We start from the raw sequence: 12849 nt of genomic DNA on the forward strand, positions 1-12849 counted from the left end.
GTCGGCGCTCGGCTCGTCGATATGACAGTTCACCCCCTTCCGGGAGAGGGGCGTGGGCCACGGTGAGCAGGGAACGCCGGGTGCTGCTGGATTCCTGCTCAATGTGCCGGCCAGAGCCGTCTGGTAATTGATGTAGCCAGCCACCGTCCCTGCGGTATCGAGAGCAACCAAGAGGCTGGTAGAGCTCTTGAGAAGCAGATCGCGCACATCGTCGATAGGGGCGTCCGTTCGTACGAAGAAGGTCTGAGGAACAACGGAACCGGATCATGCGCTAAGCGTTCGGACGCTTGTAAGTGGGCCCCGGGAGCTCCCGCCGCTGGCGGGCCCGGGGCCTGCAGATTTCCCCTAGAAGGAGACCCCTTGGTCTACGAGTTCAAGAACAACAGGTCCACGTTCCGGCGAGCCGATCACTTCGCCGCTGAGTTGCTGGCTGCAGCCGACCGGATCACTGAGGGCGGGTACGTGGACGTCCGCGCCGAGCATGTGCCGATCTTCCCACTGATGTTCGGCTGGTGGCGATTTGTTAACCAGAGCGCCAAGGCGTTCTGGCATGCCCACAACGCGGGCTACTCTGCCGAGATCGTCGTACTGAACCGCAACATCATAGACCACACCTACGCGATGGTGTGGCTCGCCGATGTCGGAGCCGCCGGCCTAGAAGCTGCGGAAGGTATTCAGCACAACCGGAATCAGGGCATCTATGAGGACGCCGTGGGAAATGACTGGGACATCCCGGCCGACGCTGACCCCGGCCCGCCGCCCGTCGGCCCCTCCGACCCGGATGCAGCCAAGCGGTACAGGACTCTCATGGGGGAGATCGGCTCTTTCCAGGAGCGGGCGAAGCACTTTGGCCCTCCGGACATGTACACGGTGTATCGGCACCTGTCGGAATACACCCATGCTGGTGTGACGACCGCCGACAAGTACGCCGAGCAGGTCGGGGACGGCAAGTTCCGACTGCGCACCACGTCCCGCAATCTCGGTTACGCCGACGCCATCTGGATAGCGGTGTCGCTCATCCAGGCTGGGCACGCCATCAGCCCCATGATCGTGGGCGACCCCCTGCGCAAGCTGCTGGAGCAGGCGGCCAAGGACATGGGCTTGATCTCTCCTAAGGCCATCTACCCAACCCGCCGTGTCAAGAAGAAGGGGCCCCGGCCGAAGGTGCAGACGACCGCTTCTGGGGCGTGATGTCCGCAACGTAAGGGACAACGCTCAGCGCACGGTCCAGTTCCGTTGTTCCTCAGACCTCGCTTCCCAGAGGTCGGAACCTGACGTCCGGTCGATCGCCTGGCCTTGCCTCCCCGCCCGTGAGCGCATCACTCACGGGCGGGCGCGTATCTCCCTGTTTCGGCCCGGTACTGCCCTCGCGACTCGGGCCGCGAGCCATCCCCCTTGGCGCCCCATCGCTGACTCCGCCGCCGTCTCTGTCCGTCTCCCGCCGTGCCGCGTCGTCCCTTCCCTCCCCGTCTTGGCTCCTGAGAATGTTTCTTCTCAGGAGCCATTTCGGCCCCGCGGTCGTCAACGCCTGGTCCGTCTATTCCGCCGCCGACCATTTCCTCAGCGACGCCGCCCGGGCGGCCGTCCTCGCTGGCATCTCCGCTTCGACCCGCCGCGCCTACGCTCGCGACTGATCGGCCTGCACCGCCTGGTGCGCTGAGCACGGCTGCCTCCCGCTCCCGTCAACCGCCGAGACCGTCACCGAACCCGTACGGCGCATCCCCGCTACCTGCCTCCTCCGGGCCTTGCGCGACCTTCTGGCCTTTATGACCGAGGTCGGCCACACCTCCGGCCCGCTGCTCGTCCGAATCGACCGCCACGGCCGCATTGCATGGGGGAGGGGCCCGTCGAATTGATCTTGCCTGGTGGTGGTGCCGAGGACGCTAGTTCTTTCCGTAGCGGACGCTCGTCGTGACTTGAGGATGCGGGAATCCCAGCGTCGTCCTCTCCACCAGGTCGCATGGGCCGACGAGTTCTCGCCTGCGCCAGCAGCATTCCGCCGCTCGATCCCGAGGCGATGCCCGTTTCGTCATCCGTATCGAATGCCCAGTTGGAGTGCTCGTTTCCATCTCCGGCTTCCACCGCCGGTAGTACACCCCCATCACATGGAATGTAGTCTGTGTGGCAACAGCAGAAAGCCCCGCGCGTGCCGGCCAAGCAACAACGCGGGGCCAACTGCCCGCTAGAAGGTTTGGTTCGGGCTCGGCGTCAGCCGAGCCCGTTCCTGTTCGTTAGCGTCCATGGGAGTGGTGTACGGGTGATCTTTCCCTTGGTGCGACGGGAGAGATCCATGTGACAAGAGACGGCCACTTCGTAATCCTTCGATTCGCACATTCAGACACGAAGGGGATGAAGTGGCCGTCAATGACATTGTGCCCGCTGCCGGGGACTACTTCGACGAGACTCTCGCCGCGGCGAGCCCGGACCTGCTGCGCACGATGATCCGCGAGTTCGCGCAGCGGATGATGGACGCCGAGGTCGAGCAGCTGTGCGGGGCCGGCTACGGCGAGGTCAGCAGCGAGCGGGTCAACTCCCGCAACGGCTACCGCAGCCGGGAGTGGGACACCCGGGCCGGGACCATCGAGCTGGCCATCCCCCGCCTGCGGTCGGGGTCGTACTTCCCGGACTTCCTGCTGGACAAGCGCCGCCGGGCCGAACGGGCGCTGACCAGCGTGGTGGCCACCTCCTACCTGCTGGGTGTGTCCACACGGCGGATGGAAAAACTCGCCGAGTCGATGGGCATCACCAAGCTGTCCAAATCGCAGGTGTCGAAGATGGCCGCCGAGCTGGATGAGCTGGTCGCCTCGTTCCGGTCCCGGCCTTTGGACGGCGGGCCGTACACCTTCGTCTGGATCGACGCGCTCACTCAGAAGGTGCGTGAGGGCGGGCGGACGGTGAACGTGCACTGCCTGATCGCCACCGGTGTCAATGCCGACGGGCAGCGGGAGATCCTCGGCCTGGACGTCGTCTCCTGCGAAGACGGGGCGGGCTGGCTGGCGTTCCTGCGTGGCCTGGTCGCCCGCGGCCTGTCCGGCGTCCTGCTGGTCACCAGCGACTGCCACGCCGGGCTACGTGACGCGATCGCCGCCACGCTGCCCGGCGCCTCCTGGCAGCGCTGCCGCACCCACTTCGCGAGAAACCTGGGCACCTGTGTCCCGAAGACGGCGCAGCCGTGGGTGCACACGATGCTGCGCACCATCTTCGAACAGCCCGACACCGAGTCCGTGCACGCCCAGCACCGGCACGTGGTCGAGGTGCTGGAGGCCAAGTACCCCAAGGCCGCCGACCGGCTGGACGAGGCCCGTGATGACATCCTGGCCTTCACCGCCTTCCCCACGGCCGTCTGGCGGCAGATCTGGTCCAACAACCCCCAAGAGCGGCTGAACAAGGAGATCCGCCGCCGCACCGACGTGGTCGGCATCTTCCCCGACCGGGAGGCCATCGTCCGCCTGGTCGGCGCGGTGCTGGCCGAGCAGAACGACGAGTGGACCGAGCAGCGCCGCTACATGGGCCTGGAGATCCTGGCCGAATGCCGTAAGCACACCCACTCTCAAAATGAGACAAATGATGCTAAAGTGAATATCGAGGCGATTACGGCTTAGAAGTTCGCCGGATTACGAGTGGTCTTCTCATACACCACGATCATGGACGCGGCCTCCTGTTCAGCAGCCAGTCCAGCAGGATTAGCCGTCCCCGTACGGCGAGTGCCACCCACTCACTGGGCCTACTCGACCTCCTGCGCCACTCCTCCATCGTCATCCCTTTCCTTCCTTTGCAGGGCTCCTCGGCGAGGCCGGGGGCGGAGCCGGTAGACCCCCGCGGGAGGTCTACGGACTCGGAAGGAAAGGGGCGAACCCTGGGGAGCGCTACGCCGAGAAGCCTAATCCGTGCGCCGCCTTTAGGCGGCAGTACAAGGCACGCCGCAAGGGGGACGAGTACATCCACCTAGCGACATAGTCGCAGGCCAACGTACGGGTACTTAGCTGGCGAAAATACCTCCTCACCTCGGACTGTATAAACCGAGGCGGTCAGGTTCCACGCACGCAGGTGCCCCCTGTAAAGCCTTGGACAGAGTTAGTGTGACTTCCATCACATCCGGTATTGTCGCCGAGGGTAAGACGGAGAGGACCCAGAAGCCGCACGGCTCCAGTCTTTCGTCCGTGCCGGTGGTCGAGGATCGCCGGGCAGCTCATCGCTGGCCCGCTCCACCCGCTCCAGGCAACTGTGCAGCTACATCGTCATCAGGCGTGGCTCGATGAAGGGCGGCGCCCAAGAGCGCCGCGACGCGTTCGGCCGCCGGTCGATTAGGTCGTCGTTAATGCCTTATGAAGGGCGGCGCTCACAAGCGCCGCGGCATCGAAGGGGTGCAGGACGACACCGTTGGGGTCATAGCCTCGATGAAGGGCGGCACCCACGAACGCCGCAGCGATGCCCGCGGTCAGGTGGACCGACCTGCCATTGCCTCGATGAAGGGTACGCCTGCAAGCGCCGCGACTGGCGTTTCCGAGCCTGGTCCTTGTATTTCCTCGGGCCTCGATGAAGGGCGGCGCCCACGAGCGCCGCGACACCTGTTCCCCGCGGAGTCGACCACGGCGAACATCCTGCCTCGATGAAGGGCGGCGTTTCCGAGCGCCGCGTACCTGGTGCCCGTCTTCGACGAGCGCGAGTACGACGAGCCTCGATGAAGGGCGGCGCCTACAAGCGCCGCGGCGGCCTCGACGGCCTTATACACGCAGACCGTGCGCTCGCCTCGATGAAGGGCGGCACCCAGGAGCGCCACGACGGGATGTGTGGCGGCACATCACCCAGCAGCGCACCGGGCCTCGATGAAGGGCAGCGCACACATACGAGCGCTGCGATCCCGTAAGGTACACCAGCCCGTCGATCTTTTTCTGGCCTCGATGAAGGGCAGCGCCCACCAGCGCCGCGACTTCCGCCAGGAAGTCGTAGGCGGACCCCTGCACGAAGCCTCGATGAAGGGCGGCACCCGCAAGCGCCGCTACTGCGTGTCTGGACCGAACCTGAAACTGGCGGCGAAGCGCCTTGATGAAAGGCGGCGCACACGAACACCGCGACCAGGTCCCATGATTGCCGGATCAGCCGGTCACCGTGGCCTTGATGAAGGGCGGCGCCACCAGCGTCGCGACGTGCGTGACGACCCCACGGGGATCGAGATGACGAAGCCTCGATGAAGGGCGGCGTTTCCGAGCGCCGCGACCTGGTGCCCGTCTTCGGCGAGCGCGAGTACGACGAGCCTCGATGAAGGGCGGCGCCCAGGAGCGCCGCGACCCAGTCAGCAGGATCCGAAGACGGGGCTTCATCGGGTCGCCTCGATGAAGGGCGGCGCTCAGGAGCGCAGCGACGGCGAGGTCGCCGGGATCTGCGGCTACGCCGAGGCGCCTCGATGAAGGGCGGCGTCCACGAGCGCCGGGACTGCGGCCCTTGGCCTGCTGAACCCAGTGCTGGCGGCCTCGATGAAGGGCGGCACCAACGAGCGCCGCGCGCACCAACGCCACCATGGTCTTCACAGGCACGCCCTCGCCTTGATGAAGGGCGGCGCCCAGGAGCGCCGCGACTCGATGGTGGTGACGTGGCCGGCCGGAAGATGGACGCGCCTCGATGAAGGGCGGCGCCCAGAAGCGCCGCGACGCGTCCGGATCTGCCAGGCGCCACTCACGATCGAGCCTCGATGAAGGGTGGCGCCCAAGAGCGCCGAGACGCGATCGCGGTCGACTTCGACGGCGTGATCCACGCACCTCGATGAAGGGCGGCACTCACGAGCGCCGCGACCGAAGGCCGGCTCCGTGGAGATCGAGTTCAACCAGGAGCCTCAATGAAGGGCGGCGTCCGCGGGCGTCGGTCACGGCCGTTGAAGGGCGGTCATTGGCGCCTGCCGATCGGGTGGAGTTGGCCGGTGCCCGCTCGGCGTTCCGGGGCTTTGTCGCTACCGGAAATGGTCACGGGGAATGTAATGATCGCGGTCACTCCGCGAGCGTTCAGCCACAAGCGAGGGATGTCGTCGGGTGCTTGTCCGTGGGCGAGTGCGGCGGCGACGGCTTGGAACTGCGCGGAGGCGAGGATGCTGCGAAGCCGCGCGGGATGCCACGGGATACGCCACAGAGGGACGGCGAAGTGCTCGGAGCGACTGTTGCGTACGGACACGCTGGTCAAGGCTGCTCCACCGGTTCGGAGGGCGATGTGGATCTGGGAAATGCCCCACAGCGCGCACCACACCACGGTGTTGTCAGCGGGGCCCGGGGCGTCCAATCCGGTCGCCGAACGGCTGTCGGGGGCGTCGCCGGACAGTTCATCGCGTACGTGATGCCCGAGGAGCCCGTCGAGGATCTGGCTGTGCGTCCGCTCGGCAACCTTTTCCGCGATCTTGCTGAGGCGGCTGCCGATGAATTCCGCTCCGGTATTACGCGGCTGCATCTCGAGCCGGTTGGCCGCATCGTCCTGCAACCGTTTCCCCGTCCTGTCGAACCGCCAGTAGGCCGGCTCGCCGAGAGCGCCGAGAAAGCGGAGGTCGAGGTCCGCGCGGGCTGTGGTCAGGGTGTCGAGCACCTTGTGGCGCCGGTTCTGGAGTTCCTGCCAGCCGTCGTCGGTGGCGATGGCGGTTAGGCGGGGGCTCATGAGGCCGCGCGGTGTGCCGCCGAGGGTGATCGTCTCCTTCACCCAGTCGCACTTGGAAGCGTGAGCTTGGACGATACGCCCGGCGGCATCTGGGTCGATGTTCAGGTGAGGGCGCGGGCTCATGCCTGTGGTCCAGGAGATGCGCAGGTCAGTGTGGCCGGCGTCGGAGCAGATTGCGGCCAGGCCGTACAGGGCCAGGTGGGTGATGAGGCGGCGGGGGTCGCCGCCGAGAGTGATGCCGCTCATGATCCCTCGCTGGACACTTGGCCATCGGCGGCCCGTAGTAGCGCCTCCAGGTAGGCGCAGCCCCACACGCCAAAGGTCGAATGGGTTCGCTCGATCAGGTGGTCCCACTCGCCCTCGTCATAGAGGAGCCGGGCCAGTTCCCGATAGGTGTCGTCCCCGGTCAGTTCCGTGGCGGTGTGGGGGAAACCGTGGCGTCCCTGGCCATGGCTTGTGCCCACGAGACGGGCAACGAGGTCGCGGTCGCCGGTGGGGAGATGCGCGAGGGCACTCCAGCAGGCGAGTACGGACAGTTGCTCATGCCGCCACCCTGCCGGCAGGCCTGATTGAGCTCGCGCCTGGGTGATCTGCCGCAATGTGCTCATATCGCTTTTGGCCAGGGGCTGCTCGCTCGTCCGCTGGGGGTCCAGGCTGAACTGGAACCGTGGATCGGCTTTCCCGTCGTCGTGGTGGAGCCCGGCGAGTTCCAGCAAGGTGCTCAGGGATTCCAGGCCGAGCTGGTCGCTGGTGATCCGGGCCCGTTCGGCGACGGCGGCGGCATGGGCTTGTAAGGGGACGCGCTGTCGGGGTGTCCACTGCTGACGGGCGGTTTCGTCGTGCACCATCCGTCGGTTGTCTGTGATGAGGAGGGTGGCAGGTGGCTCGCCGAGCAGGTGTACCTCGAAATCCTTGAGCCTGGCCTTCCTGAGGACTTGGATTGCGGCCCGTACTTTGTCCGCCACGGGTTCGGCCAGCACCGGGGTGAGCTTGTCCAGTGCGTCGGCCAGGTCGGTCCGTGCCCGACGACTGTCGAGGCCGTCGGTGCTCATGAGGGTAGTCGCGACGGTGAGGACATGGGCGATTGCCGTCCTGGTCTCGTCGTCATTGCATGTGGCGGGGTCAAGGAAGGGACCGTGGCCAAGCCGGAAGACGAACTGACCGGTCTCCGGATCGGCGGGGCCTTCCAGCACATCCGCCGCCGCGCAGGAACCGGTCTGGTCCACCACCGGCATGCCGTCGATGACGGTGAAGATGGAAGAGCTCGCGTCCACCACGACGATGTCGCCGGGACGCAGATCTCCCGTGGAGTAGATCGACACCTCGTCGTCCCGGACGAGGAAGACGGGCGTGGAGATGTCGTCGATCCTCTTTCGGCACGTGTTGATCCTTACCGGGATCGCCTCGTAGTCGAACGGTGGGAGTGCTCGGAGCAGTTCGATGGCCGCGACCGGGTCGGTGGGCAGACCCTGTCGTACGACGACTCCCACGTCGAGGTCTTCAGCGAGGTTGTCGGACAGCCAAAGGTCCAGATCGGCGGTGGCGAACAGTTGGTCACTGGTGCGCGCCCACATCCAGGCGTCGCCCAGCTCGGCACGCTGCAACAGCGTACGGTGTCGGCGCTGGCTGGGTGGGGGATCCTCCCGCAGCGCCCACGGGGCCAGCCCTCGTGGGTCGGCCTGACGTCCGTGCAGCCACGTGAGCGCGGCATTGACGTCTTCGGGTTGGTACGGCGCGGTGTTGGCCTTGTCGCCGACGTCTTTTTCGGGCACCACCATGACGATGCGGGTGTCGGCGCGCTTGCCCCGCCGGTTGACTCGGCCAGCGCGTTGCGCGATCGCAGAACCGGAGGCCGGTTCGATCAGGGCGGCGGCCCAGTCGAGGTCGACGCCAACCTCCAGACTCTGCGTGGAGATCAGGAAATCGACCGCCGGGTTACCATCTGCGCTCAGCAAGCCCGGATTGGTGTCCCGCAGCCGGTCCAGGTCGTACGGGCGCAGTCGGCCGCACACCAGGCGCGTGACGCCACGCTTACCGAGCAGCGCGGCGAGATCCGTCGCGGTCGCCACGTTGTTCACGAAACAGCCGATGGTGGGGCCGTAGGTGTCGCGCAACCTCGTCGCGCATTCCACCATCGATGCCAGTGCGGCGGTTCGCGGGGTGCCTTTGGCCGGGATGGGCCAGGTCGGCAGCTTTAGGAACTCGACGGGCTTGGGGGTGCGTAGCCGCTCCTCCAGGGTTGGGCTCTCGGTGAGGTCGGCCTCGTCCACGTCGACCATGACCATGGCGCCGGGCTCATCCGGGGTCGCGGTCGCCTCCACAACTTGCAGCACGGGCACGGGCAACGGCCGATCGCTGATCGCGGCGAGCTCCGCCACCCGCCGGGCCGTTCGGATCAGTTGCCGAGACAGGTGCGCCTCGTCCACGACCACCGCCGAATCGAAGGCGAGCAGCCCCGCCTCCCGAGGCCGGGAGGAGGAGCTGGAGCCGTACCCACTGAAGAGGAGTCGGCTGCCCCACATGTCGGGTGTCGCACAGATGATCTGGCAGGCGGTCGCGTCGTCGCGCCAGGCGCGCGGCGCCGGCATCCCACCGCGCAGCCTGGTGACCATAAGGGGGGATACGGCATCCGCGGTGATGCGCAGTGACCGCAGGAGGTGGGCGACCTCGGCCAGGATCTCGCTGGACGGATTGCCGAGCTTGTCACGCACGCCGCAGGCGTGCTGGTACTGATCGTCGACCAGTACCCGCCGGTCCACGACCATCGATAGGCGGCGCGGCAGCCGGGGTGCAGCACCCGCCGCCATCAGCGCGACGCTGAACACATGAATGTCGATCACGCTGGTCTTCCCGGCGCCGGTCGGTGCCCCGATGACATCGGGCCACCTGCCGTCCTCGACGAGGCCCTCCAGGAGTCTGCGCTGCCAACCGAACGGTCGGATGCCGTCGTGAGGGATCCCATCCCCGCTGTTGACGGCGGAGAAGAAGTCATCGAAGTCGCTGATGGACAGAGTCATCGGGTTACCTCTTCGGCGGGGACGTCCTCGGGCACGAACAGCCCGTTGCCCAGATGCCGGGCCTGGCCGATGGCGAGCAGCCCCCGGGAGGGGGCCAGGTCAGCGAGGTCGATGATCGCCCGATAGGGGCGCAGCGGCAGCCCGGATGGGATCTTATGGACGAACCGGCTCAAGTCGCCATCCCGGACCGGCTCGGCATTTGCCACGGTGAGCCCGCCTCGCCCCACGGCTTCGGCGACCTCTCGGTACCACGCACTGCCCTTGCCCGCGGGGATGCCCAGCTGGTCCCGCAGCACCAGGCCCACCGACAGCCGGATGGCGTCGGTCAGTGTCCAGTTCCTGCCCTGGCCATGCGTCTCCGGCACAGCGGCCGGGACAGTGCGCCACAACCGGACAAGCCCGTCGCGTGGCGCGTCCCAGAACTGGTCCGCGCGCTGTTCCGGGCGTGCGGTCAAGGTCAGACGCCGGCCGGGGCGGATCTCGGTGAGCGCTGCCCATGCGTCCTTGATGACCTGGTAGTCCCCACCGTCGATGTCGGATGGCAGCATCAGGGCGAACACGGATTGTGAGATCCACCCGCAGGCGGATGCCTCCCGCTCGGTGAGGATCTGGATTGCGCACCGGTTGGCCGGACGTTCGACCCCGGGCGCGTACACCCCGGTCAGCACGGGGGGAGCGCCGTACCCGATCATCTTGATCAGGGCCTTATGCATAGTGACCGCCCAGCGCACCCGATCAGCGTCGCTGGTCAGCGGCATGTCGACGTCCGCGAGCAGTACCTGGCCCCACGGGCCGCTGGGAGGCGCCGGCTGGCGGGAAGCGTACCTGGCCGGAGCGATGGCTTTCGTGACCCGCGTCGGCCTCACATGGGTCTCATTGCTGACCAGCCGGTCCTTTGTGGCGGCAGGAGCCTTGGCATTGTCGGTCCGATAGGCGGCCAGGAGGGCCTCTGCACGACCTTGCTCCGGAACGTCCAGGTCCAGATCACCTCTGGCGTTGTCCCACCAGTCCGCATCCGGGACCAGGTCATGAGTGGGCTCGGCCGTACCGACACGCATCCGCACAGGCGTCTCTGCCATGCCCAGGTGTGACACGTCCGCGCACAGGGCCTCGATCGGCTCGCGGAGCGAGGCAGGGGGGCCGACCTGCCATGTCCATGCGTAACTTCCGTTCACCGCGACTGACCCCAGCGGTTGCGGTGTTCGGGAGAAGACCCGCCCATGCCGGCGCGTCTCCAAAAGGCGAATCCGGTAGGCCAGCCCATCGGGCTGGTTCACCGACAGCGGGGGCACACGAACTCCGTCCGGCGGATGAGTCTCCAGCCACCGAAGCGCGGCCATATCCGCCTCGCAGGGACGCAGCAGCTCGCCGTCCTGCTCGGCCCGCGGTCCGCTCGCCGCCGCGCACAACAGCGCCGCCGCCAGCCGAGCCGGCGAGGGAACCGAATCGATCTCACCGTCACCCGTGTGACCGTGGTAGGTGCCGAGCGGAAGCTCGGCGATGATGGCGTACGGCACAGCCGATCACTCCCCGTCGGCCGCGTCACCAGCCACGGCGCCCGCGACGATCGCGGGGTTTCCGTCGACCTCCAGCACCGGACCGTTCCATTGAACGCCAGCTACCTGCTCGGCGTGCGCCAACGCCTCCGCCAGCAGGGCGTCTGCCTCCTTGATGCCGAGCGGTTCGAGACTGATCGTCTGGCCGCCGCGCTGATCCATGGTCACCCTGGTGGCATCGGCCTCGAGCAGGTCGCAGTTGGCCCGCAGATACAGCTCCGCGTCCGAACGGGCCAGCCCGTTGAGCGCCAACGCCGCCAGCAGCGCTCTGCACGCCTGATCGCCCTCCGCGCCGGCGCCGAATCGCATCTGGCGCAGCGTGGCGAACGACAGCACGTGGCTTCGGATGATCCGCTCGCATGCGACACCGGCCAGTTGGTTGAGCGTGGGCGGAATTCCGCCCAATCCGAGAGGCGACGCCGAGATCAAGGTCTTGTCCTTGGTCGCTTTGTCGGCCTCCTTGAGGAGCTTGTCCGCCGTCTTCGGGCTCAGTTCGCCGTTCTGGCGCTCCACGATCTCCCGCAGATCCTTGCCCGTCAGCAGCATCTGCATTCCGACTCCGTCGACGCGTGCGCCGCCACGCAGTGACGGCTCTCGCTCGCGGCAGAATCCGATGATCTCTCCGACCAGGGCGCTGCGCCAGCGGCCCTGCCGCGCCCTTCTGCTCGAATCCCAGCCCCCGTATACGAGTGTGATGGGACTGGCATCCAGCAACGCCCGAGCGTTCGCTGGCGAGGCGTCGCGGATCGCACGGTATTCCGGCAGGTCAGTAACCGGAACGCCGGCCTTTGTCGCAGCGCGGATGTGGCCGTCATAAGCCCTGTGCGGAAGAGTGAGATCCGAGTACCTCTCGACCCGCCCATCGATCTCGTACGTGACGACGATTCGCGGCATCCGTGCCAAGACGGGGTTCCCGTCCTCAATGGCCAGCGCCAGCCCCGCCTCCGCCCGATTGAGTTGGCTCTGCTTCGAATCAATGATCACCGCGGTTCGCAACTCCCCGCCGAAGTACCGCCGCTCGTAGGCGTAGACGCTCTCCTTGCCGCGAGGGGCCGCGAACTTGGCCGGAGCCACCGCCTGGTGACTCCCTCCCGCAGGGGCGAGTTCGGTCGTGGACGTGAGACAGCTACCGCCTCCCGGGGCGGTCGCGCGTAACAGCGTGTCCAACGTGATCGAAGACAACCTCAGCTCCTTGACTTGAACGGAAATGTCGCACCCGGCTGCTATCACCGGAGGCGGGAGATGAAGGCCCGCGAAGCGGGCGACGAACCATCCCGGGCTAAATCACGCAGAGACGAGAGGCCTAGATGAAGGCGGGACGGGGTTGAACTTACTGGTTACCACGGAGAGATGAGAGGTATTTCGAAAAATCTCCTACCGCTGCGCGTCAGACCATGCGCTGAACGAGCCCGCTGATCAAGCGAAGCCAAATCAAGGATGTGCTGGCCCGGCGATCGAGCACCCGATGACCCATATCCCGACTAGGAACGTCGTCGCGTCGTATGCGGCGACCATCACTTGCCGGAGGGCGTCGGACTGGCCGTGGGTGATGCGGATCAAGATCAGCATGCCGATCGTGCACAACAACGGTCACGCCACCTATTCGGCGAGTCAGGCCGTCAGCGGGATCTTCGCCGACCCCA

General features: G+C 66.7%; 8 protein-coding genes. 3 read left to right on the forward strand and 5 right to left on the reverse strand.

The window, feature by feature from the left end; all coding sequences use genetic code 11:
• Positions 1-360 precede the first annotated feature (360 nt).
• Positions 361-1191: a hypothetical protein gene (locus tag OHB01_RS25885; protein WP_142652743.1), complete on the forward strand. Its 831-nt coding sequence runs from the start codon at positions 361-363 to the stop codon at positions 1189-1191.
• Between the two features lie 491 nt (positions 1192-1682).
• On the opposite strand, the gene OHB01_RS25890 is transcribed toward OHB01_RS25885, so the two are convergent.
• Positions 1683-1820: a hypothetical protein gene (locus tag OHB01_RS25890; RefSeq protein WP_168066679.1), complete on the reverse strand. Its 138-nt coding sequence runs from the start codon at positions 1818-1820 to the stop codon at positions 1683-1685.
• Positions 1821-2354: 534 nt separating this feature from the next.
• Here OHB01_RS25890 and OHB01_RS25895 point away from each other — a divergent pair.
• Positions 2355-3602: an IS256 family transposase gene (locus tag OHB01_RS25895; RefSeq protein ID WP_405393456.1), complete on the forward strand. Its 1248-nt coding sequence runs from the start codon at positions 2355-2357 to the stop codon at positions 3600-3602.
• Positions 3603-4826: 1224 nt separating this feature from the next.
• Entirely contained in the window at positions 4827-5192 is a 366-nt protein-coding gene (locus OHB01_RS25900) for a hypothetical protein (protein WP_142652479.1), read from the forward strand.
• A gap of 688 nt (positions 5193-5880) precedes the next feature.
• On the opposite strand, the gene OHB01_RS25905 is transcribed toward OHB01_RS25900, so the two are convergent.
• Genes OHB01_RS25905 through cas7u form a run of 4 tightly spaced genes read right to left on the reverse strand, consistent with a single transcriptional unit; the run spans position 5881 to position 12436 of the window.
• Positions 5881-6879, reverse strand: a complete 999-nt coding sequence (locus OHB01_RS25905; RefSeq protein WP_142652478.1) for a hypothetical protein — start codon at positions 6877-6879, stop codon at positions 5881-5883.
• Complete coding sequence (cas3u, locus tag OHB01_RS25910; protein ID WP_142652477.1) at positions 6876-9650, reverse strand: type I-U CRISPR-associated helicase/endonuclease Cas3; 2775 nt, start codon at positions 9648-9650, stop codon at positions 6876-6878. The genes OHB01_RS25905 and cas3u overlap by 4 nt, the downstream gene beginning before the upstream one ends.
• A complete protein-coding gene (gene csb2 / locus OHB01_RS25915) occupies positions 9647-11167 on the reverse strand; it encodes a type I-U CRISPR-associated protein Csb2 (RefSeq protein WP_142652476.1) in 1521 nt (506 codons plus the stop codon). Before csb2 ends, cas3u begins: the two co-directional genes overlap by 4 nt.
• Positions 11168-11173: 6 nt before the next feature.
• A complete protein-coding gene (cas7u, locus tag OHB01_RS25920; protein WP_260617557.1) occupies positions 11174-12436 on the reverse strand; it encodes a type I-U CRISPR-associated RAMP protein Csb1/Cas7u in 1263 nt (420 codons plus the stop codon).
• Positions 12437-12849: the final 413 nt, after the last annotated feature.

The sequence above is a fragment of the Microbispora hainanensis genome (assembly GCF_036186745.1).
Lineage (GTDB): Bacteria > Actinomycetota > Actinomycetes > Streptosporangiales > Streptosporangiaceae > Microbispora.

Bases quoted from the DNA above. Each gene is read 5' to 3' on its own strand.
- cas3u (WP_142652477.1), bottom strand. From the start codon at position 9,650: ATGACTCTGTCCATCAGCGACTTCGATGACTTCTTCTCCGCCGTCAAC.
- OHB01_RS25900 (WP_142652479.1), top strand. From the start codon at position 4,827: ATGAAGGGCAGCGCACACATACGAGCGCTGCGATCCCGTAAGGTACAC.
- OHB01_RS25905 (WP_142652478.1), bottom strand. From the start codon at position 6,879: ATGAGCGGCATCACTCTCGGCGGCGACCCCCGCCGCCTCATCACCCAC.